This window comes from Mesorhizobium sp. M0991, from assembly GCF_040318915.1.
GTDB lineage: Bacteria > Pseudomonadota > Alphaproteobacteria > Rhizobiales > Rhizobiaceae > Mesorhizobium.
Map to the genome: position 1 here is coordinate 135,009 of NZ_JAMYNE010000004.1, position 20,424 is coordinate 155,432.

20 protein-coding genes and 2 tRNA genes are annotated in these 20,424 nt (G+C 59.9%); 10 read left to right on the top strand and 12 right to left on the bottom strand.

Annotated features, from left to right (window positions below; all coding sequences use genetic code 11):
* Window positions 1-11: 11 nt before the first annotated feature.
* The 9 genes from kdpB to NKH70_RS08330 form a co-directional block, all read right to left on the bottom strand.
* Window positions 12-2,105, bottom strand: a complete 2,094-nt coding sequence (gene kdpB, locus NKH70_RS08290) for a potassium-transporting ATPase subunit KdpB (RefSeq protein ID WP_352713755.1) — start codon at window positions 2,103-2,105, stop codon at window positions 12-14.
* A gap of 213 nt (window positions 2,106-2,318) precedes the next feature.
* Window positions 2,319-4,022, bottom strand: a complete 1,704-nt coding sequence (kdpA, locus tag NKH70_RS08295; protein ID WP_352713753.1) for a potassium-transporting ATPase subunit KdpA — start codon at window positions 4,020-4,022, stop codon at window positions 2,319-2,321.
* 25 nt (window positions 4,023-4,047) lie between these two features.
* On the bottom strand, window positions 4,048-4,137 hold the full coding sequence (locus tag NKH70_RS08300) for a K(+)-transporting ATPase subunit F (protein WP_023675300.1): 90 nt from the start codon (window positions 4,135-4,137) through the stop codon (window positions 4,048-4,050).
* A gap of 17 nt (window positions 4,138-4,154) precedes the next feature.
* The gene (locus NKH70_RS08305) at window positions 4,155-4,424 is read right to left on the bottom strand and encodes a hypothetical protein (protein WP_352713751.1); all 270 of its coding nucleotides are present in this window, start codon (window positions 4,422-4,424) and stop codon (window positions 4,155-4,157) included.
* A gap of 44 nt (window positions 4,425-4,468) precedes the next feature.
* Window positions 4,469-5,950, bottom strand: coding sequence for a hypothetical protein (locus NKH70_RS08310; RefSeq protein WP_352713748.1), 1,482 nt, complete (start codon window positions 5,948-5,950; stop codon window positions 4,469-4,471).
* A 113-nt stretch (window positions 5,951-6,063) separates the two neighbouring features.
* On the bottom strand, window positions 6,064-6,246 hold the full coding sequence (locus NKH70_RS08315) for a hypothetical protein (protein ID WP_352516894.1): 183 nt from the start codon (window positions 6,244-6,246) through the stop codon (window positions 6,064-6,066).
* Entirely contained in the window at window positions 6,246-6,434 is a 189-nt protein-coding gene (locus tag NKH70_RS08320; protein WP_292657372.1) for a DUF3606 domain-containing protein, read from the bottom strand. Before NKH70_RS08320 ends, NKH70_RS08315 begins: the two co-directional genes overlap by 1 nt.
* 228 nt (window positions 6,435-6,662) lie before the next feature.
* Window positions 6,663-6,893, bottom strand: coding sequence for a hypothetical protein (locus tag NKH70_RS08325; protein WP_352713745.1), 231 nt, complete (start codon window positions 6,891-6,893; stop codon window positions 6,663-6,665).
* Between the two features lie 407 nt (window positions 6,894-7,300).
* Complete coding sequence (locus tag NKH70_RS08330) at window positions 7,301-7,735, bottom strand: DUF3597 domain-containing protein (protein ID WP_352713743.1); 435 nt, start codon at window positions 7,733-7,735, stop codon at window positions 7,301-7,303.
* Window positions 7,736-8,258: 523 nt separating this feature from the next.
* Here NKH70_RS08330 and NKH70_RS08335 point away from each other — a divergent pair.
* The 3 genes from NKH70_RS08335 to NKH70_RS08345 all read left to right on the top strand — a co-directional run bounded on the left by NKH70_RS08335 (window position 8,259) and on the right by NKH70_RS08345 (window position 10,274).
* Window positions 8,259-8,867 carry a YdeI/OmpD-associated family protein gene (locus tag NKH70_RS08335; protein WP_352713740.1) on the top strand — a complete coding sequence of 203 codons (609 nt, stop codon included), beginning with the start codon at window positions 8,259-8,261 and terminating at the stop codon, window positions 8,865-8,867.
* A 454-nt stretch (window positions 8,868-9,321) separates the two neighbouring features.
* Window positions 9,322-9,594, top strand: a complete 273-nt coding sequence (locus NKH70_RS08340) for a hypothetical protein (RefSeq protein WP_352516899.1) — start codon at window positions 9,322-9,324, stop codon at window positions 9,592-9,594.
* A 272-nt stretch (window positions 9,595-9,866) separates the two neighbouring features.
* Window positions 9,867-10,274, top strand: a complete 408-nt coding sequence (locus tag NKH70_RS08345; protein ID WP_352713737.1) for a hypothetical protein — start codon at window positions 9,867-9,869, stop codon at window positions 10,272-10,274.
* Between the two features lie 210 nt (window positions 10,275-10,484).
* Here NKH70_RS08345 and NKH70_RS08350 read toward each other — a convergent pair.
* A tRNA-Ser gene (locus NKH70_RS08350) sits at window positions 10,485-10,574 on the bottom strand.
* A 348-nt stretch (window positions 10,575-10,922) separates the two neighbouring features.
* Here NKH70_RS08350 and NKH70_RS08355 point away from each other — a divergent pair.
* Entirely contained in the window at window positions 10,923-13,358 is a 2,436-nt protein-coding gene (locus NKH70_RS08355; protein WP_353025081.1) for a hypothetical protein, read from the top strand.
* Between the two features lie 173 nt (window positions 13,359-13,531).
* Here the strand turns inward: NKH70_RS08355 and NKH70_RS08360 are convergent.
* Window positions 13,532-13,621, bottom strand: a tRNA-Ser gene (locus tag NKH70_RS08360).
* A 428-nt stretch (window positions 13,622-14,049) separates the two neighbouring features.
* On the opposite strand from NKH70_RS08360, the gene NKH70_RS08365 reads away from it, so the two are divergent.
* The 3 genes from NKH70_RS08365 (at window position 14,050) to NKH70_RS08375 (ending at window position 16,307) form a co-directional block, all read left to right on the top strand.
* A complete protein-coding gene (locus tag NKH70_RS08365; RefSeq protein WP_352713682.1) occupies window positions 14,050-14,373 on the top strand; it encodes a hypothetical protein in 324 nt (107 codons plus the stop codon).
* Window positions 14,374-14,438: 65 nt separating this feature from the next.
* A complete protein-coding gene (gene msrA, locus NKH70_RS08370; RefSeq protein WP_352709271.1) occupies window positions 14,439-15,101 on the top strand; it encodes a peptide-methionine (S)-S-oxide reductase MsrA in 663 nt (220 codons plus the stop codon).
* Between the two features lie 216 nt (window positions 15,102-15,317).
* Window positions 15,318-16,307: a BMP family lipoprotein gene (locus NKH70_RS08375; protein WP_292657345.1), complete on the top strand. Its 990-nt coding sequence runs from the start codon at window positions 15,318-15,320 to the stop codon at window positions 16,305-16,307.
* A gap of 83 nt (window positions 16,308-16,390) precedes the next feature.
* Here the strand turns inward: NKH70_RS08375 and NKH70_RS08380 are convergent, their stop codons facing one another.
* A complete protein-coding gene (locus NKH70_RS08380) occupies window positions 16,391-16,600 on the bottom strand; it encodes a SlyX family protein (protein WP_031211352.1) in 210 nt (69 codons plus the stop codon).
* A gap of 182 nt (window positions 16,601-16,782) precedes the next feature.
* Between NKH70_RS08380 and NKH70_RS08385 the strand changes: the two genes are divergently transcribed.
* The 3 genes from NKH70_RS08385 to NKH70_RS08395 are packed head-to-tail and all read left to right on the top strand — an operon-like array spanning window position 16,783 to window position 20,424.
* Window positions 16,783-18,315 (top strand): ABC transporter ATP-binding protein, encoded by a 1,533-nt coding sequence (locus tag NKH70_RS08385; RefSeq protein ID WP_352713676.1) that lies wholly within the window; start codon window positions 16,783-16,785, stop codon window positions 18,313-18,315.
* Window positions 18,312-19,451 (top strand): ABC transporter permease, encoded by a 1,140-nt coding sequence (locus NKH70_RS08390; RefSeq protein WP_352465913.1) that lies wholly within the window; start codon window positions 18,312-18,314, stop codon window positions 19,449-19,451. The genes NKH70_RS08385 and NKH70_RS08390 overlap by 4 nt, the downstream gene beginning before the upstream one ends.
* Before the next feature lies 1 nt (window position 19,452).
* On the top strand, window positions 19,453-20,424 hold the full coding sequence (locus NKH70_RS08395; protein WP_352516902.1) for an ABC transporter permease: 972 nt from the start codon (window positions 19,453-19,455) through the stop codon (window positions 20,422-20,424).

The window sequence follows — 20,424 nt, forward strand, 5'->3', positions numbered from 1 at the left end:
GACGTGGTTCCTTATGCGAGACCGAGAGCAGTGATAGCCATGTCGATCACCTTGATGCCGACGAAGGGGACGACGACGCCGCCGAGACCATAGACAATGAGATTGCGGCTGAGCAGCGCACCGGCGCCGACCGCGCGGTATTTGACGCCCCTTAGCGACAGCGGGATCAGCGCGATGATGATCAGCGCGTTGAAGATGATGGCCGAGAGGATAGCGCTCTGCGGCGTCGCCAGATGCATGACGTTGAGCGCTTGCAGCGGCCCGGCGGTCTGGCCCGGGGCGATGTAGAAGACGGCGAATATTGCCGGGATGATGGCAAAATACTTGGCCACGTCGTTGGCGATGGAGAAGGTGGTCAGCGAACCACGCGTCATCAGCAGCGCCTTGCCGATTTCGACGATCTCGATCAGCTTGGTCGGATCGCTGTCAAGATCGACCATGTTGCCGGCCTCGCGCGCCGCGACCGTGCCGGTGTTCATGGCAACGCCGACATCGGCCTGCGCAAGGGCCGGCGCATCGTTGGTGCCATCGCCGCACATCGCGACCAGCTTGCCTTTGGCCTGCTCGTCGCGGATCAGCTTCAACTTGTCCTCGGGCGTCGCCTGGGCAAGGAAGTCGTCGACGCCGGCTTCCGCCGCGATCGCCGCCGCGGTCATCGGATTATCACCGGTGATCATCACCGTGCGGATGCCCATGCGGCGCAATTCGGCAAAGCGTTCTGCGATGCCGCCCTTGACGATGTCCTTCAGATGGACGACGCCGAGCAGGCGCCCGTCGCGCTCGACCGCCAGTGGGGTGCCACCCGATTTGGCGATCTCGGCGGCGATCCCCTGGAGGTCGCGGACGGTGTCGCTGCCGGGGCGCGTACTGCCTGTGGCAACGGTCGAGAGGTTGACGTGGGCAAGCACCGCATCGACTGCGCCCTTGCGGACCGAGGAGCCTTCCAGATCGACGCCGCTCATGCGGGTTTGCGCGGTGAAGGGCACGAAAGTCGCGTGCAGGCTTGCCATGTCGCGGGCGCGGATGGCGTATTTTTCCTTCGCCAGGACGACGATCGAGCGGCCTTCCGGCGTTTCGTCGGCAAGCGAGGCAAGCTGGGCCGCGTCGGCCAGTTCCTGTTCGGTGACGCCCTTGACCGGACGAAATGCCGTCGCCTGACGGTTGCCCAGCGTGATGGTTCCGGTCTTGTCGAGCAGCAGCGTGTCGACATCGCCGGCCGCCTCGACGGCGCGGCCCGACATGGCGAGTACGTTGAAGCGCACCAGGCGGTCCATGCCGGCAATGCCGATGGCCGACAGCAGGGCGCCAATTGTGGTCGGGATCAGGGTAACGAACAGGGCGACCAGCACGGTCACCGAGATATAGCCGCCCGAATACGAGGCGAAGCTCGGGATCGTCGCCGTCGCCAGCACGAAGATCAGCGTCATGCCGACGAGCAGGATGTTAAGCGCGATCTCGTTGGGTGTCTTCTGGCGCTCGGCGCCCTCGACCAACGAGATCATGCGGTCGAGGAACGTATGGCCGGCAGCCGCAGTGATGCGCACGCGGATCCAGTCGGACAAGACCTGCGTGCCGCCGGTCACCGCCGAACGATCGCCTCCGGATTCGCGAATGACCGGTGCGGATTCGCCGGTGATGGCCGCCTCGTTGACTGAAGCCACGCCTTCGACCACCTCGCCGTCCGAGGGGATGATGTCGCCGGCTTCGACCAGCACGATGTCGCCGACCTTCAGGCTGGTGCCGGGCACCAGTTTGAACTTGCTGCGGTCGCCACCGTTCAACAGCTTGGCCTGCGTCTCGGTGCGCGCCCGGCGCAGCGAGTCTGCCTGCGCCTTGCCGCGGCCTTCGGCCACCGCTTCGGCGAAATTGGCGAAGAGCACGGTGAACCACAGCCAGATGATGATCTGCAGCGTGAAGCCAAGATCGCCGCCGCCGGTAACGAGATCCTTGACGAACAGCACGGTGGTGAGCGCCGAGACGACGGCGACGACGAACATCACCGGGTTCCGCATCAAGGTGCGCGGGTTCAGTTTTCTGAAGGAACCGCCGATAGCGGGCCACAGAATGCGGGTATCCATGATGCTCACGGATTTCGACGGGCTCATTTGGTGGCTCCAGTGTCGATGTTGTTGACCGGTCGATCGTGTGCCGAACGAAGGTGCGGCGGCCCGTAAGCCAGCAGCCAGATCATGATCAAGGCTGCCGCAATAGCGAGGAATGTGGACAGCGTCGGGAAAGGAGGGGGCGTTTTCTCCCCCTCCGGCTCGGGGCGATGCCGGACCTTTCGAGGTATGATCTTGAACCAGGGCATCGCCGTTTCAGAATGTCTGACCGTGAATCATCGCCAGGTGCTCGACGATCGGTCCGACCGCCAGGGCAGGGAAGAAGGTCAGGCCACCGACGATCAGGATGACACCGGCCAGCAGTCCGACGAACAGCGGACCGTCCGTCGGGAAGGTGCCGGCGGAGGCAGGGACGGTCTTCTTCGCAACCAGCGAGCCAGCAATCGCCAACGCCGGAATGATGACCAGGAAGCGGCCCATCAGCATGCCGATGCCGAGCGTTATGTTGTACCAGGGCGTGTTGCCGCTGAGACCGCCAAAGGCGGAGCCATTGTTCGCCGCGGCCGAGGTGTAGGCATAGAGAACCTCGGAGAAGCCGTGTGGACCGGCGTTGGCGATGGAAGCAACGCCGGTCGGCAGCACCACCGCGATAGCGGTGAAGATCAGCATTGCCAGCGGCAGGCAGAGCACGGCCAGCATAGCCATCTTGACCTCCTTGGCCTCGATCTTCTTGCCGAGATATTCGGGCGTGCGTCCGACCATCAACCCGGCGACGAAAACGGCAATGACGATGAACATCAGGATACCGTAGAAGCCGGCGCCGACGCCGCCGACAATGACCTCGCCGAGCTGCATGTTGATGATGGGGATCATGCCGCCGAGTGCGGTGAAGCTGTCATGCATGGCATTGACCGCGCCGCAGGACGCGGCCGTGGTGATGACGGCAAACAGTGCCGACAGGGCGATGCCGAAGCGGCTCTCCTTGCCCTCCATGTTGCCGCCGTCGATGCCGAGGGCATGGACCAGAGGATTGCCGGCGGCCTCGGCCCAGTAGCAGACGGCAACGCCGGCGATGAACAGCACGCCCATAGCCGACAGAATTGCCCAGCCCTGGCGCTGGTTGCCGACCATGCGGCCGAAGACATTGGTCAGCGCCGCGCCGAGGGCAAAGATCGTCACCATCTGGATCAGGTTGGAGATTGCATCGGGATTTTCGAAGGGATGCGCGGCATTGGCGTTGAAGAAACCGCCGCCATTGGTGCCGAGCATCTTGATGGCGATCTGCGATGCGACCGGCCCGACCGCGATGGTCTGTTGCGCGCCTTCGAGCGTCGTCGCGTTGACGTAGGCAGCGAGCGTCTGTGGCATGCCGAGATAGACATAGACGAGCGTCAGGACGATGCAGAACGGCAAAAGCAGATAGAGCGTGCAGCGGGTCATATCGACCCAGAAATTGCCGATGGATTTGCCTGAGGCCCTGGCAAAGCCGCGGATCAGTGCGACCGCAATGGCGATGCCGGTCGCCGCCGACAGAAAATTCTGCACGGTCAAGCCGGCCATCTGCACGAGATAGGACATCGTGCTTTCGCCGCCGTAGTTCTGCCAGTTGGTGTTGGTCATGAAGCTGGCGGCGGTGTTGAAGGCCAGCCCAGGTTCGACGGCGGTCATGCCGGCCGGATTGTAGGGCAGGCCGCCTTGCAGCCGTTGCAGCAAATAGAGCACCAGGAAGCCGGCCAGGTTAAAGAACAGCAGGGCCGCCGCATAGGAGGTCCAGTGCTGCTCCTCGCGCTCGCTGGTCCCTGATATGCGGTAGAGCCCGCGCTCGAGCGGGGCCAGAATTGACGATAGGAATGTGCGCTCGCCGCTGAAAACGCGATGCATGTAGCCGCCGAGCGGCTTGGCCAGCAAAACTACGATCCCGCAATAGACGAGGATCTGCAGCCATCCGTTGATTGTCATGGGGTTGGCTCCTTGCCAGCGGAGATCAGAAGCGTTCCGGGCGAACGAGGGCGTATGTCAGGTAAGCGAGAAGAAACAAGGTCACGGCGCCGCCGAGGATATAGTCGAAAAGCATGTTGCGATCCCCTAAACTTACAGCTTGTCGCAGGCTTTGATGTAGCCGAAGCATAGAGCAAAGAACGCGATTCCAATCCCGACAACAACGATGTCCATCGTGCATTTTCCTTGGTGTTTGTTCTTTTCAACTTGGACAAAACTATCCGAGCCTGTCGCCGCATCACATCGGCGGCCGGATACATCGCTTCGGCGAATATGGATCAAAGTGCCATAAAGGTTCGAGACGGGACGCGGAGCAAAGAAATCAAAATCCCATAAGGATTTCGCCGCCTCGGCACTGACCACAGCTTCAGGAGGGAGGTGCGCACCGGCGCGCGAAGCTGCCGGGATCAGTCGCGGCGGGTATAGATCACCGCGTAATCGTCCGCATAGGCCCGCTTCCAGCCCAGTTCCTCGAAGAACGGAATGCGGCTGTCGTCGGCGGTCAACAATGCCCAGCCTACCGTATATTTCTCGAGTTGGGCTTTCAGGATCGGCTTGCCCCGGCTGTGCCCAGTCTGCTCATCCGTTTCCGTAAAGCCATTCAGGAAGAGCTGATCCGCGCGGCCGTCGATAAACGTCCTGATGCCATGGAAAATCAGCGTGCCGCCGAAATTGTAGGAGTTCAGCAGATTGCCCGACAGTTTATGGGTTTGGGCGAATGCCAGCGCGTCCCTCGCCGAGGTCTTCTGGCTCGGCACCACCGGATACGCCATGAACGCCGCAGCCGCCGAAACCACCAAAACGGCAAGTCCAGCGCAAATCCTGGAAAATTGCCGCGCGAAAAATTGCTCGAGTCCGTCGCGCTTTTCAGCCGCCCATTTTGCGGCTGAAAGCGCTGGATATTGTTGCGCGACCTCGACGGCAAGGACGACCGGGACAAGAAGAAATAACAGGTACATGAACCGTATGTGGGTGAGATAGACGTGCAACGTGAAGACAAGGAACAGCGCCTTGGCCCAGCCAATGCGCAATCTCGACACGAGCAGCCCGAAAAACGCCACCAGCAGGGCCACCTCCTGGAGGGTATGCCGCGAGGCGTCGAACGGCTGCCACTCCGCAATGTAAGGCACCGCCTCATTGCCATAGGCCACGGTGAATGTGGCGAGTATGGCCTTGACGCCATAGGGATTGAGCAGGCTGATCAGCGGGCAAAGCAGCCCGAAAGCGATCCACTTGGCCAGCAGCCGGGGGTTCGACAAGCGCGTGCGCATGACGAGGTCGAGGCCGGCGAAGGCGGCGATGACGAAACCGAAGGTGAAGGTGGCGTGGAGATTGGCCCACAGGCAAAGCAGCGCCAGCTGCCACAAAGGCGGCGCTTTCTCGTTGCGTGCGGCTTCGAAAAGACCGGCGGTCCAGACGACGATGATGGGCAAGGTAAAGATGTGCGGCCGGGCGACATAGATCGGCCCGATCAACAGCGCGAGAACCAGCGTCAGTCCTATCGCCAGCGTCGGCTTCAACCACGCGCTGAGATACCACGACGTCAAGAAGGCCGTCAGCGCGATTACTGCAGTCGCCAGCAGCACCACGCCGTTCCAGCCGCCGGCTTCAAAGGCAATTGCAAGGAGAACCTGGCTAAGCCATTCCTTGGCGATCCATGGCTGGCCGGCAAAAGTGTAGGAATAGATGTCGACGGTGGGGAATGTGCGGCTTGCCAGCATATCCATGCCGACCTTGATGTGCCACCAGCTATCGGGATCCTGCAGGAGGGAGGTGGCAAAGGCGAGGAGCGCCGCCGCCATCACGACCGCCGCCAGCAGGCAAAACACCAGCCTCACATGCCGTATGTCGTCTATCGACGGCCTGGCCTCACCAGATATCCCGTGCATATGGCATCCCTGAGCCGCGATAGCGGAAGGGATAGGCCGAATTTGTTAGAAAACCGATAAGCTGGAGGATTGCGGCCACAACCCTGTGCCGCGCGTCCAACCGGCTCGGCGGCTCAGCCCTCGGCCTTGAAGTTCTTGGCCTCCTTCTCGACCTTCGGGCTGTCCTTGCCGTGCTTGCGCATCAGATCCTTCGCCTGCTTCGGCGAAACGTCGGTGGTTTCGGCCAGACGCAGAGCCTCCTTTTCGTCCGCATCGCGCGTCTTGCGGTCGGCCGTTGCGGTTTTCTTGTCAGCCATTACGACGCTCTTATGCTCTCGGCGATTTCGTTCAGCACCTTGCGGTCGGTGCCGTGGCGCTTGATCAGCGTGCGTGCCTGATCCGGGGTAATGCCCGCTTCCTCGGCGAAGTGACGTACCTCGTAATCCTCGCCGCCCGCCACTCGTGAGCGGTCGCGACTGTCGGTCTTGGTTTTGTCGTCGGCCATGGCAGCTCTCCTCATCTCAACGAGAGCATAACGGGCAAGATTTCAGCGAGTTCCTTCGAGCGTGTCGCCCAATTACCGCCCTCGGGCATGACCCGGCATGAGCAGCGGTTTTGCTCAAAGCAATTGCTTGGTGCCAGGCCGACCTTCACGCACAAACAGGCTGGCTTCTTTGGCGGCGCTGCCAACCGCCCGCCACTGCTCCTGCAGCCTGATATTCGTTCCGGATTGCTAATAGGAGCGATGGTCGAACACGACGCCCATGGTCCTACCAACGGCCGTCATGACGATAAGCTCGACCAGATCGTCGTCACTGTTGCCGCAGGCCGGAGCCGTCCTGCGAAGGATGTCCAGCATCGCCCTCGTCGATATGGTGTCGCCGGCACCGAACCGTGAAAGCGCAGATGAAACAAGCTCTTGGGCCGTCAAGTCGGCGACAGGCACCCTCTGCACCACGTTCATTGGCTTCCTCCCACCATGAACCCTCTCCCGGGAGAATGATACGCCGAACGTCGCGTTTCGCCAGCGAAATGGTGGTCCTACCAGCGTGCGGGCAGCGACCGAAAATCGTCGGTTTGCGTGAGGCAATCCGGGCGCGAGGCGGCAGCGCTTTTGTGCCATGCGACTTCGCCATAGACCCAATCCCAGCGGCCGGGATCGGTCTAAATTTTATTTACTTGGCAGTCTGATGCTTGGCAGTGTGGTCTGCTCGGTTGCGGCCGAAGCCAGCGCAGCAAGAACCACGGTGCGGGCAGGACCAGGACGGTTCGTCGTTTCATGGAAACGCCGAACCGGTCTGTTTTTTTGTTTGACGCAATTCCGGACGGAAAACCGTTCACACGTTTTCCTGGAATTGCTTGTCTTATGACCTAGGCGGCCAGGTCGCTCGGAAGCTTGCCGCCATTTTCGGCCAGCTTTTTCATCAGTGCATCATGCAGCCACAGATTCATCGTTACGGTGTCGTTCATGTCGCCGGTGTAGTTCAGCTCGTGAGCAAGCTCCTTGCGGGCGCCGAGGCTGCTGTCGATATTCAGAGCCTTCATCAGATCGACAATCGAATTCTTCCAGTTGAGCTTTTGCCCCTTCGCGGCCACCGCCTTGTCGAGAATGGCAGCGATGTCCGGAGCAGGGGACGGCGCGGCCGGCGCTGCCGGGGCCGGGGTTGCAGCCGGGACGGATCGGGTAGGCGCCGTCGGCTGGGTGGCCGTGCTCGAAGCAGGCGCGGGAGACGGTTGCGCCGGCTGCGCTTCGGCCGCAACCGCGTTTCCGAAAATCGCACCTTTGATACTGTCGAAAATGCCCATTGTTATCTCCTGTGTGCCTTGACGGTGGTGTTGCCTTGGCGGTCGGTGAGGCGACCGTTGCCGAATGCCGCATTGAGCGCCCTGGTTGTACCGGGCCACGAACGCGACGCGGCGGCAACTCCAAACTGGCTGAAAGGTAAAGGCTTGGTTGCGTTAGAAAATCGACCGAGACGGCAGCAGTTCGGGCTAGAGACAGCTCGAGAGACCGTCAAGTGCAATGGGTGGCGGCCTAATTGAAGGCTCTCAGCATGCATCCAGATAAATTAGAAGTTGCAAATAAATCTGCGGAATGCCGAGCGGTTCCGTACGAGTAAGATCAGTGTCAGTGGCCAATGGAGGCATTGGAGCGGTACCTGGAGGGAGACGCTCTTGATGATGAAAGCAGAAAGATCGTCTAGGTTACGTATTCGCATCGTTGAGGGGAGCGAACCATGATCCCGGTTGTCGGAGCTGATATGAGCGCGCGCGCGGCCCGCAAGCGGTTCGGCGTCGTTACGCGCCTGCGTCACGGGCGGACCGGCTGATGGCGCCTGTCAAGGTCGACCCCGCCAAGGTGCGCGAGTTCAGGGATGCCGAAAGCTTCCATGCCTGGCTTGGCGAGCATCACGACAGCGAGGACGAAGTCTGGATCAAGATCCATAAGCTCGATTCGGGGCTGCCGTCGATTACGCCGAAGCAAGCCATCGACGTGGCGTTGTGCTGGGGCTGGATCGATGCGGTGCGAAAGGCGTTGGACGGCAAAAGCTACCTGCAGCGCTACACCCCGCGCGGCAAGAAGAGCACCTGGAGCCAGATCAATGTCGACAATGTCGCCCGGCTGATTGAGGAGGGCCGGATGACCGAGCACGGGCTGAAGCAAGTCGAGGCAGCCAAGGCCGATGGCCGCTGGGCGCCCGCTTACAAGAGCGGTAAGGAGATGAAGATCCCCGACGATCTCCAGGCGGCAATAGACGCCGAGCCCAGGGCGAAAGAGATGCTGGCAAAGCTCAGCGGGCAAAACCGCTTCGCGCTCGCCTTCCGCATCCACAACATGAAGACCGAAGCCGGACGCAAGAGGAAGATCGCGGCGTTCGTGGAGATGCTGAAGCGCGGCGAGACCATCTATCCGCAACGAAATCGCGGTTCTGGATGAACATTTGGCTGCTTGTCTCCGGCATCTTGTGCTTGTCCCTGTCGGCGAGCCCCGAATGCTGCCGGATCGCTGCTCAGGCGCACCTTCGATTCTGGCGATGTCGCCGACGATTTGTTTTCGACGAGCGTCGCCTGCCATTTCGACACCAGCTCTCATTCGTTTAGTTGATGCAGGAAAAAAGTCCCGTCCTCACAGTCGGCATAGTATATTAGCAGGCGCTGTTATGAGGTTTTTGCCCGTTCAGGAGCCGACTGGCACGTGGGCCGTGTTTGATGCGACCGTGGACGTGCCTGCGGATTTCGCTGGCAGTTGCCTTATCGGCTTGCCGCGGGAGCGGGCGGAGTGGCTCGCAGCAAGAGCCAATCGAGATGCTGCAAAAGGCACTTCGATTTGCCAGTTGTCAGCTGCCGGACCGGCACAAGTTCTTAGACTTAGACCGTTAGGAGAGATTTCGATGATGCACGAACAGGTAATGGAAGCTGCGTTGGCAGCCAGAAATCAGGAAGTGGATATTTGTGGTGTCTTCGACATCACCAACAAAACCGATGCGCCAATTGGCTCTCGCCGATTGGGCGAGGCTATCCACTTTGTCGCCAATGCACCTATCGTTGGCTATGATGTTCACGCCGCCGTCATCAGATATGGCCCACTCGGAACCCCCAGCCTCAGAGCAACAGATTGCGCACAGCTGTGGGAGAAGTTTGGCGAGGCCTTGCTGCAACAGTGACGGGCAGATCTTCGGCGCGTATGGCACCAAGATCGTGCAGGACACTTCCCTGGGCGAGAAACGACATGGAAGCCTGGCGGGTAATGTTGCAATTAAATTAGCGTGAGTGCATATTTTTTGCCGGCTGGTCTCGCGAACCGGCCAGGCCCGGCGGCCGGCCGCCGATGGGCTGTCAGGCCGGCGATAAATGGTTCCGCAGGCCCGACGGTCCCCTTGGCAGGTCGCTGGAACCAAAGCATGATGCGGCGGCAAAAACGGTTTGGGGGAATGACATGCCTAAGGTTTCGGAACTCTTTTTCAAGACAGCCATCGTCTTTCTAATTCTGGGAATTGCAGCTGGCCTGCAGATGGCAATTTCAGGCGATCACGGCGCGTTTCCGGCTCACGCGCACATCAACCTGCTGGGATGGGTCACCAGTGCAATATTCGGCGGCTACTATGCGTTGAACCCGGCGAAGGCCGCCCGCAGGAGCGCGATGATCCACTACGGCGTGTACAATCTCGGCCTGGTCGTGATGCTGCCGGCCCTTTACCTAATGCTGCAGGGAAATCCGGCGCTCGAGCCGATTGTCGCCACCGGCTCAATGATTGTCGCTGTCGCCGTGCTGATCTTTGCCTTCGTGGTGTTCTCCGGCGAAACAGAGCGCTCGGTCTCGGGGATACAAGCGGTTCCGCGCTAGACGGGGCGGCGACAGTGCCGAGTCGACCAAAGCCCGTGCTTCTGGTGAAGCGCGGCCGATTGGTTGTGGGCTGATCTGAAGTAAGGGTGCGGCGAAGATGAAAGCCGCTCAGTAGCCTTCGCGCCCCCGCTGCCTGCCTCAAGATACTGCATCGCAGCGGCAGTCGCCGTCCAGTGTCCCTTCAGGCTCGGCGAGCCGGTGTGATTTAGCTGGCGGAGAGAGCGGGATTCGAACCCGCGTTACGGTCTCCCGTAAACACACTTTCCAGGCGTGCGCCTTCAACCACTCGGCCACCTCTCCGTTCTGGCACGTCGTGCGGTTGGGAAAATGCATTTCTCTCCCGTTACGATTGCTTTCTAGTGGCTCTTAAGCGCACAATCGAGAGGTTGTTGCCGGTGAATTATTATAGTGCGCGAGCAAACGGCCAACCCGATGAGGGTGGCCCGTTTCGACAACGTTTACCTAAGCATAACCTAGAGCTCGCCGGAATACTTCTGTTGGTATAGTGTAATAATATTGACGAATCGGAGGATTCAGGTGAAAGCGTTTTTATCTCACAGTAGCAAAGATAAACTATTTGTTGGAAGAGTTGCGGAGTTACTCGGCCCGTTGCAGGTCGAATATGACGAGAAAACCTTCTAGTTCACGATGAATGTCGCAGCAATACGAGAAGCACTTAAGAGATCAGATATCTTTGTATACTTTCTTTCTCACCATTCGGTAACATCAAAATTCGTTGGGGAAGAAATTCGCGCTGCGCTTGAGAGTCGCGGAAAGGGGCTCATTAAACGCGTATATGTCTTCGCCTTGGATGATGTGTCCTACAAGTCACTTCCCGAGTGGCTTCAGGAAATCAACGTAGCCAAAAAGATCGCGTCTCCAAAGCTATGCGCCCGGCGTATCCAAGCATCACTGCTTGAATTAGCCGCCGAAGATGACCCGGGGATAGGGTTGTATCTCGGTAGGGACGCCGATCAGGCCGACCTTCGAAAAGCTATTGCTGTGCCACCTTCAAAGACACCGATCTTCCTGCACGCGGTAGGTCACCATGGAATTGGCCGAAGGTCCTTTTTGACCAATAGCCTAAAGTCTCTCTTCCCACGGCTATTTAATACCTTTGTCGAAGTAACTCTTGGAAACTATGAGGGGACAGAGGAATTGTATCGGCAGTTATTCTCCTTAAATCACGTCTGCTCGATTGAGACGATGACCAAGGAGTTCGACTCCTATTCTAGATTGGACGTCAGGGCTCAGGCCGCTAGTATCTCCGACATACTAATGGAAATGTCCGAAAATGGGGAATTTGTTATTGTTGTTGATGAGGGCGGCGTCTATAATGACGAAGGTCAATTTCAGCCATTTCTGTCTAGCTTGCTCAAACAGCTTTTGGATCGAGGCAGGCCCAGTCTTGGGTTCGTTCAAACAAGAATGATGCCCCTTCGCTTGAAAGCTGAAAATTCGCGAACCTATCATCGATATCTTCAGCCATTAAGCGACGAGGTTGTCGCTGAGATTTTGAGCTTAACACTTAAAGAATTTGCAATTGAATATACGGAGATACAAATTGGCCTAGTTGTCGGACACATAGACGGTCACCCATACAACATACAATTTGCGCTGCAATATATTTTGAATTATGGAATTGATTCTATCATAAATGATCCCACTGAACTAATAGAATGGAAGAATAGACGGGCTGCCGATTTCTTGAATAAGATTCAGTTCAACGAAATGGAGGTCGAAATAGTCGCTCTTCTCTCAGAATATCACTTTCTTGATGCCGAGACAATAATAGGGATTGTGGTCGGCTCCGCCGAAGAAATCACCCAAAGCGTTCGTCGGCTGCAAGACCACTGCTGTATCGAAAGACGCGATCGGCATTTCCACATCGCCGCGCCAATCCGAGATGGGGTGCGTCGGGATGGTCGCTTTGATAGGTCAGGCGAATGGAAACAGAAGGTTGCCATCAGGATTTGTGAGCTTGTTTCGGAATACGAGAACGAAGATCAAGTCCCAATGTCCATCATCGGGGCCGCAACTCTGGCGTCCGCAAAAGCCAAAACTCCTCCGGCGTTCCTGTCTCATCTTATTCTGCCCTCTCATCTATTGAGGATTGCCAGAGAGCACTACGACGACGGGCGGCGTGGCCAGTGCATGGAATTCTGCCAGAGGGCTTTCGCAATGAAGGATCGCTTGCCGGAGGATGGGCAAGTTGAGGTTCTGAGACTGTGGGGTTTATCGGCCATAAGATCAGGCGATGAGAGGGTATTTTCTGAAGCTGTCGAACAGTTACGACGCTATAGGTCTCGGGTCGCACAGAGGATGGTTCTCTTTCTTGAAGGGTTTTCGTTGCGGCGTAAAGGGCACCTAGATCTTGCGGAGGACAAATTTCTTCAAGCTTGGAGGCTTGCGAAATCGAACCAAAGCTTGAATCGTGAACTTGCAAGTCTCTATTGCAAGCAGCGTCGGTACGCAGAAGCGGAGGCCCATGCTCGTGCCGCCTATAAGGACGCACCGACTAACCCGTTTATTATCGACATTTTTGCGGAGACGCTGCTTGGAAAAGAAAGCGCCGGACTAAGCGTTAATGCGACCGAGCTCGCGGAAGGGATGTCGAAGCTAAGTGTTTATGGCGATGCACCGGGCTCATCATTTTATTTAGTCAGGATCGCCCAAGGCCATTTGCGACGCAAGGACTACCCTAAAGCGCTTGCAGCGGCCAATCGTGCGATAGAACGTACGCCGTCACTTCTTGCTCCATATTTCCAGCGTGCTGAGGTTTACCTCGCAAGTGCCGACCCGGACCGTGTCGATGCCGACCTTGAAAAGATTGGTCTATTGTTAACCGATGCCGGCGGGTTTTCCGAAGGAGATGAGACTAGGTTGTCTGAGCTTCAAGTTAGGTTGATGATCGAGCGGCGGCAATTTAAAATGGCAAAAAATAAAATTGATAGTGACGCGTTCCTTTCGACAAACGTTAAATCCAGGCTTTTAAATCAGCTGGCACGCGCGGTATCATTCGACCCTGCCAACGCGGACGCAGAACTTCGTGAATGGTCAAAAGTAAAGCTTATAAAGAAATAGTATGTGGGATCAGAGAGATTCGAAGCCACAGGAACGAGAGGCGTACTTTACGGCTGTGTCCAAATGCTTAGATATGGAAGCCGTCAATTCCAACCGGTGGCGCGAGGTTTACTAATTTGTGGGGCGCCCGCCATGGAGCGCCGTGTATTTTATGTCATGGAACTTTAGAGAAATGGCGGAGAGAGCGGGATTCGAACCCGCGTTACGGTCTCCCGTAAACACACTTTCCAGGCGTGCGCCTTCAACCACTCGGCCACCTCTCCGTCCTTTTAGCATTTTCGACGCGGTCGGTTTCGCCGCGCGGGTTGGGGAGATGCATCTCCCTTGGGATTCCGGCCCGGAATTCCGGCCGTGGGCGCCGTCAACCAGCGGATACCCTTTCCCCGCACCTGAGCCGTCAAAGCAACAGGCGCGGGGCTCATCTAGTCGATCCGGTGCCGAATGCCAAGACATAACGACAGTCTATTCGCTTTGCCGGATACGGATGCTCACCCCATGTTACCGGAGCACCCGTTGGGAGCCTATCGAAAGGGGCGGCGGAGGTGTGCTCGCCGTCCGGCGCGCCACCGGTTCCGGCGAACCGGCGGTCGCGGGTTCAACTTCGCGTGTCGCGATTGCAGGCGAAGCAAGTAGATCCTATCTAACAGTCCGATACGACATTCTGATAATCTCCTGGGGAGGAAGGGTCTGGATGTTCCGCTTCGTCTTTCGTCTCGCTGCAATGGTCGCGCTGTCGGTTTCGGTCATCATGGCCGTGCTCGATGCGACCCGGTCGGTGGCGGCTTCGGCGCTGGTGATGACCCCGCTTAATACCAGCTGGCTCGCGGTCTCGCCGGATACGCGCAGCGCCTTCGAAAGCTTCGTCCGCGACAAGGTCAATCCGCTGCTGTGGGACGGTGCCATCGCCTGGGTGCTCAGCCAGTCCGGCTTCGCCGTGTTCGCGGTGCTGGCGTTCATTCTTTACGCCATCGGCTACAGGCGGCAGCGCCCCAGCGGGCGGTTCGCCGCGACCTGAAATTCCAGCCTGACCCGGTGTTCCCGTACCGGGGAGGCTCAACCAAGAAGAAAAGGAACCCACACATGTTTCTCAGCGACATGCTGAACAAGAAGCTCAACCTGCCGAAACCCTCCGAGGCGCTGCCCGGCCGCGACCGGCCGATCCCGACGGCATCGAAGCATTTTGTCTCGAACAGGCCGCTCAAGGGTCCCTATCCCGAAGGGCTGGAGACGGCGATGTTCGGCCTGGGCTGCTTCTGGGGCGCCGAGCGCCTGTTCTGGCAGGTCGAGGGCGTCTGGGTCACGGCGGCCGGCTATGCCGGCGGCGTCACGCCCAACCCGACCTATCAGGAAACCTGCACCGGGCTTACCGGCCATGCCGAAGTCGTGCTCGTCGTCTACGATCCGAAGATCGTGTCCTATGCCGAGCTTTTGAAGCTGTTCTGGGAAAGTCACGACCCGACCCAAGGCATGCGCCAGGGCAATGACGTCGGCACCACCTACCGTTCGGCGATCTACACGTTCAACGACGCGCAGTACCAGGCTGCGATCGCCTCGCGCGATGCCTACGAGGCTTCGCTGCGCGGCGCCGGACGCGGCAAGATCACCACGGAGATCGCACCGGCGCCGGAATTCTACTTCGCCGAGGAAGACCACCAGCAATATCTGGCGAAGAACCCCTATGGCTATTGCGGCCTGCAGGGAACCGGCGTCTCCTGCGCCATTCCGGCTGCCGTCTCCGCCTGATTTTGCGCCCCTGACGCAAGGAATGTGCTGTGGCGCAGCGATGCGGCGCCACGCTTTTCCAAAGGGTCAAAATTCCACGTGAATTTTGTTTCGGGCCGTGCCAGATTGGCCCGAAGCGGGAGGAAGACACTCCTGCCTGACGCCGCGTGCCTGCCGGAGAACCGGGCCGGCATTAGGGTGCATAATGGACAAATAACCGACAGGGGTGTGGATCACATGAAACGTATCGTTCTCGGCCTTATGGCCGCAGCTGCAATGGTTCTTCCGGCCTTCGCCGCGGACATTCAACCCGCGATCCTCTACGATCTCGGCGGCAAGTTCGACAAGTCGTTCAACGAGGCGTCCTTCCACGGCGCCGAAAAGTTCAAGACCGAGACCGGCATCCCCTATGTGGAATTCGAGGTCAGCAACGCCACCCAGCGCGAGCAGGCGCTGCGCCGTTTCGCCGAGGACGGCCGCAATCCGATCGTCATGGCGGGCTTTTCCTGGGCGGACGCGCTGGACAAGATCGCCACCGAGTTCCCCGACACCAAATTCGCCATCATCGACATGGTCGTCGACAAGCCCAATGTCCGCTCCCTTGTCTACAAGGAGCAGGAAGGCTCCTACCTCGTCGGCGTGATGGCGGCGATGGCTTCCAAGACCAAGAAGGTCGGCTTCGTCGGCGGCATGGACATTCCGCTGATCCGCAGGTTTGGCTGCGGCTATGTCGGCGGCGCCAAGGCGGCCGGCGCCACTGACGTCATCCAGAACATGACCGGCGATACGCCGGCAGCCTGGAACGATCCGGCCAAGGGCGGCGAGATCGCCAAGACGCAGATCGACCAGGGCGCCGACGTGGTCTACGCAGCGGCAGGCGGCACCGGTGTCGGTGTGCTGCAGGCAGCGGCCGACGCCGGCAAACTCGGCATCGGCGTCGATTCCAATCAGAACGGCCTGCAGCCCGGCAAGGTGCTGACCTCGATGGTCAAGCGCGTCGACGTTGCCGTCTACAACACCTTCATGGATGCCAAGGACGGCAAGTTCACGGCCGGCGTCAACGATCTCGGCCTCAAGGAAGGCGGCGTCGACTACGCCATGGACGACAACAACAAGGCGCTTGTCGACGACGCGATGAAGGCAGCGGTCGAAAAGGCCAAGGCCGACATCATCGCCGGCACCATCAAGGTGCACGACTACATGTCGGACAATGCCTGCCCGTATTGATCGATTGCCCTTATTGATCGACTAGCACTGCTGAACTGACGAGCCGCCGGGTGAAAGCCCGGCGGTTTTGCATTGTCAGCCGCTCACCAGTGCGGCGGCTTGGTTACCGGCACGTCGGGTGCGGCCTGTTCCTCCAGCGCCAGGAAGCGCTCGGCCAGCGCGTCGAGCTTGCGCTGCATGCGCTCGATCACCTTCCACTGTTCGGCGATCTGGCCGGACAGTTCCTCAATGGTCTTCTCCTGCTCGGCGGCGCGGATTTCCAGCGTCGTCAGCCGGTCCTCGGGCATGGTCATTTGAAATCCTCGATCAGGCGATTGTGCAGGCTGCGGCCACGTTGGAAATTGACAAGCATGGCGGGATTTGTCGAGAGTGAACCCTGCTCCGGCCAATTGGCACAGACCCAATTGGCACAGACTGGGCGTCATGCTAGGCGTTTGACCAAGCGGTAAAAAAAATAACAGTGGGAACAGGCTGCATGGCGCAAGCCGCAATCGAGCTGATCGGCATCGACAAGAGCTTTGGCGCCGTGCGCGCCAACCGCGACATCAATCTGGAGATCATGCGCGGTACCATCCATGGCATCGTCGGCGAGAACGGTGCCGGCAAGTCGACGCTGATGTCGATCCTCTATGGTTTCTACCAGGCCGATGCCGGCGAAATCCGTGTCGGCGGCCAGCCGGCATCGATCAAGACACCAAACGATGCAATCGCGCTCGGCATCGGCATGGTGCATCAGCACTTCATGCTGGTCGACAACTTCTCGGTCTTGGAAAACGTCATTCTCGGCGCCGAAAGCGATGCGCTGCTGAAGAAGAGCATCGCCAAGGCTCGTTCCGAGCTGGAGCGGCTCGAGCGCGAATACGGGCTCGAAGTCGATCCCGACGCGATCATCGAGGAATTGCCGGTCGGCCTGCAGCAACGCGTCGAAATCCTCAAGGCGCTCTATCGCGGCGCCGAGATCCTGATCCTCGACGAACCGACGGGCGTGCTGACGCCGGCCGAGGCCGACCATCTGTTCCGCATCCTCAGGCAGCTGAAGGAGCAGGGCAAGACGATCGTACTGATCACCCACAAGCTGCGCGAGATCATGGCGATCACCGACACGGTCTCGGTGATGCGCCAGGGCACGATGGTGGCGACACGCGAAACCAGGAAGACCACGGTCGAGGAGTTGGCCGAGCTGATGGTCGGCCGGCGCGTGCTGCTGCGCGTCGAGAAGGGCGAGGCGAAGGCCGGCGGCGTCAAGCTCGCGGTCAAGAACCTGACGGTCAAGGATTCCCGCGGCGTCACCATGGTCGACGACGTCTCCTTCGACGTACACGCCGGCGAGATCGTCGGCATTGCCGGCGTCGCCGGCAACGGACAATCCGAACTGCTCGAGGCGATTTCCGGCATCAGGCATGCCGTGTCGGGCTCGGTTATGCTGGACGGAAAGCCGATCGACCTGACCGGCGCCGCCGACCCTGGCGAGCTGCGCGAGCGCGGCCTTGCCCATGTGCCGGAGGACCGCCACCATGTCGGCTTGGTGTTGGCCTTCGAGGAGAACGAGAATTCGATCCTCGGCTACCAGGACGACGAGCGCTATCTGAAGGGGCCGTTCCTCGACATCGACGCCATCCGTAACGATGCCAGGGACAAGATCGTCAAATACGACATCCGCCCGGCCGACTGCCGCCTCAAGACCGCCAATTTCTCCGGCGGCAACCAGCAGAAGATCGTGCTCGCGCGGGAAATGGAGCAGGATCCCGGCGTGTTGATCGTCGGCCAGCCGACGCGCGGCGTCGATGTCGGCGCCATCGAATTCATCCACAAGCGCCTCATCGCGATGCGCGACCAGGGCAAAGCGGTGCTGGTGGTTTCGGTCGAGCTCGACGAGATCCGTTCGCTTTCCGACCGCATTCTGGTGATGTTTGCCGGCCGCATCGTCGGCGAGCGCGGCCCCGACGCGACCGAGGGCGAACTCGGTCTGCTGATGGCCGGCGTCGAGCACCGGGAGGCGGCCGAGTGAGCACTCCCTATGCCAAGCTGCCGGCCTGGGCCGATTACGTGCTGATCCCGCTGATCAATCTGTTCGTCGCCTTCGTCGTTGCCGGCTTCGTCGTCATATTGGTTGGCGAGAACCCGCTGCGCGCAGCCGTCGTCCTGGTCGAGGGCGCCTTCGGTCGCGGCCAAGGCATCGCGTTCACGCTTTTCTATGCCACCACCTTCATCTTCAGCGGGCTTTCGGTGGCGGTTGCGGCGCATTGCGGCCTGTTCAACATCGGTGGCGAGGGCCAGGGCTATATCGCCGGTCTCGGCATCGGCATCGTTTGCCTGGCCTTCGACAGCGTGCTGCCCTGGTGGCTGACCTTCCCGATTGCCATTGTCGCCGCAGCGGCGATGGGCGCGCTGTGGGCGCTGATCCCGGCCTATCTGCAGGCCAAGCGCGGCTCGCACATCGTCATCACCACCATCATGTTCAATTTCATCGCCGCCAGCGTCATGGTCTATGCGCTGGTGGGCATGCTGAAGCCGCCCGGCTCGATGGCGCCGCAGACGCGCACCTTCCTCGAAGGCGCACAATTGCCGAAGCTCAACTGGATCATCGAATTGTTCGGCGCCAAAATCCGTTCGGCGCCGTTCAACGTCAGCTCGCTGCTGGCGCTGGCCATGGCCTTTCTCGTGTGGGTGCTGATCTGGCGCACCAAGCTGGGCTACGAGATGCGCACCTATGGCCATAGCCCGAAAGCGGCGCGCTATGCCGGCATTTCGGAGATCCGCATCATCATCATCGCGATGATGATCTCGGGCGCACTGGCCGGCATGATGGCGCTCAATCCGACGATGGGCGACCAGCATAATGTCGCGCTCGAATTCGTTTCGGGCGCCGGTTTCGTCGGCATCGCAGTGGCGTTGATGGGCCGCCTGCACCCGGTCGGCATCGTGCTTGCCGCAATACTGTTCGGCATGCTCTACCAGGGCGGCGCCGAGCTCGCCTTCGAGATGCCGGCGATCAGCCGCGACATGATCGTCATCATCCAGGGCCTCGTCATCCTGTTCGCCGGCGCGCTCGAGCATATGTTCCGGCCCTACGTCCAGGCGCTGTTCGCCTCGCTCAGCCCGAGATCGGTTGGTATGGAAGCGGTCAAGGGGAAGGGTGCCTGAGATGGATTTCTTCAATGCCATCGTGCAGGTCCTGGACTCGACCATCCGCCTGTCGGTTCCCTTGCTGCTCGCCTGCCTCGCCGGCCTCTATTCGGAGCGCGCCGGCGTCTTCGACATCGGGCTCGAGGGCAAGATGCTTGTCGGCGCCTTCGCCGGTGCCGCCGCCGCCTCGGTCTTCCACTCGGCCTATCTCGGGCTCGGCATGGCCATCCTCATCTCGGTTGCCTTCGCGCTGATCCACGGCTTTGCCTCGATCACCCATCGCGGCAACCAGATCGTCTCCGGCGTCGCGATCAATTTCATTGCGGCCGGATCGACGATCATGCTCGGCCAGGCCTGGTTCCAGCAAGGCGGGCGCACGCCAGCGCTGGCCGCCGGCGAGCGCTTCGAGGCAATCATCTGGCCGGGCGCGGATGCGCTCAGGAGCGTTCCGATCCTCGGGCCGATCTATTCGGAACTCATCTCCGGCCACTCCGTGCTGGTCTATCTCGCCTTCCTGGCCGTGCCGTTCACCTGGTGGGTGCTGTTTCGCACCCGCTTCGGCTTGCGCCTGCGCGCCGTCGGCGAGAACCCGGCCGCGGTCGATACCGCCGGAATATCCGTCGCCTGGCTGCGCTACCGGGCGCTGATCTGCACCGGCGTGCTCACCGGCATTGCCGGCGCCTATCTGTCGATGGTGCAGAATGGCGGCTTCGTGAAGGACATGACCGCCGGCAAGGGCTACATCGCGCTGGCCGCGCTGATCTTCGCCAAATGGAAACCGGTCAACGCCATGTTCGCCTGCCTGCTGTTCGGCTTCCTCGACGCGGCGTCGATCCGCCTGCAAGGCACGCCGCTGCCGCTGATCGGCAAGGTGCCGGTGCAATTCATGCAGGCGCTGCCCTATGTCCTGACGGTCATCCTGCTTGCCGGCTTCATCGGCAAGGCAATCCCGCCGCGCGCCGGCGGCGTGCCTTATGTCAAGGAACGCTGA

What these genes read in the sequence shown, in the direction of transcription:
- NKH70_RS08365 (WP_352713682.1), top strand. Translation starts at nt 14,050, where the DNA reads ATGTTCCGCTTCGTCTTTCGTCTCGCTGCAATGGTCGCGCTGTCGGTT.
- NKH70_RS08300 (WP_023675300.1), bottom strand. Translation starts at nt 4,137, where the DNA reads ATGCTTTTCGACTATATCCTCGGCGGCGCCGTGACCTTGTTTCTTCTC.
- kdpB (WP_352713755.1), bottom strand. Translation starts at nt 2,105, where the DNA reads ATGAGCCCGTCGAAATCCGTGAGCATCATGGATACCCGCATTCTGTGG.
- msrA (WP_352709271.1), top strand. Translation starts at nt 14,439, where the DNA reads ATGTTTCTCAGCGACATGCTGAACAAGAAGCTCAACCTGCCGAAACCC.
- NKH70_RS08325 (WP_352713745.1), bottom strand. Translation starts at nt 6,893, where the DNA reads ATGAACGTGGTGCAGAGGGTGCCTGTCGCCGACTTGACGGCCCAAGAG.
- NKH70_RS08335 (WP_352713740.1), top strand. Translation starts at nt 8,259, where the DNA reads ATGGCGCCTGTCAAGGTCGACCCCGCCAAGGTGCGCGAGTTCAGGGAT.
- kdpA (WP_352713753.1), bottom strand. Translation starts at nt 4,022, where the DNA reads ATGACAATCAACGGATGGCTGCAGATCCTCGTCTATTGCGGGATCGTA.
- NKH70_RS08315 (WP_352516894.1), bottom strand. Translation starts at nt 6,246, where the DNA reads ATGGCTGACAAGAAAACCGCAACGGCCGACCGCAAGACGCGCGATGCG.
- NKH70_RS08345 (WP_352713737.1), top strand. Translation starts at nt 9,867, where the DNA reads ATGCCTAAGGTTTCGGAACTCTTTTTCAAGACAGCCATCGTCTTTCTA.
- NKH70_RS08320 (WP_292657372.1), bottom strand. Translation starts at nt 6,434, where the DNA reads ATGGCCGACGACAAAACCAAGACCGACAGTCGCGACCGCTCACGAGTG.
- NKH70_RS08385 (WP_352713676.1), top strand. Translation starts at nt 16,783, where the DNA reads ATGGCGCAAGCCGCAATCGAGCTGATCGGCATCGACAAGAGCTTTGGC.
- NKH70_RS08395 (WP_352516902.1), top strand. Translation starts at nt 19,453, where the DNA reads ATGGATTTCTTCAATGCCATCGTGCAGGTCCTGGACTCGACCATCCGC.
- NKH70_RS08330 (WP_352713743.1), bottom strand. Translation starts at nt 7,735, where the DNA reads ATGGGCATTTTCGACAGTATCAAAGGTGCGATTTTCGGAAACGCGGTT.
- NKH70_RS08375 (WP_292657345.1), top strand. Translation starts at nt 15,318, where the DNA reads ATGAAACGTATCGTTCTCGGCCTTATGGCCGCAGCTGCAATGGTTCTT.
- NKH70_RS08340 (WP_352516899.1), top strand. Translation starts at nt 9,322, where the DNA reads ATGATGCACGAACAGGTAATGGAAGCTGCGTTGGCAGCCAGAAATCAG.
- NKH70_RS08355 (WP_353025081.1), top strand. Translation starts at nt 10,923, where the DNA reads ATGAATGTCGCAGCAATACGAGAAGCACTTAAGAGATCAGATATCTTT.
- NKH70_RS08310 (WP_352713748.1), bottom strand. Translation starts at nt 5,950, where the DNA reads ATGCACGGGATATCTGGTGAGGCCAGGCCGTCGATAGACGACATACGG.
- NKH70_RS08380 (WP_031211352.1), bottom strand. Translation starts at nt 16,600, where the DNA reads ATGACCATGCCCGAGGACCGGCTGACGACGCTGGAAATCCGCGCCGCC.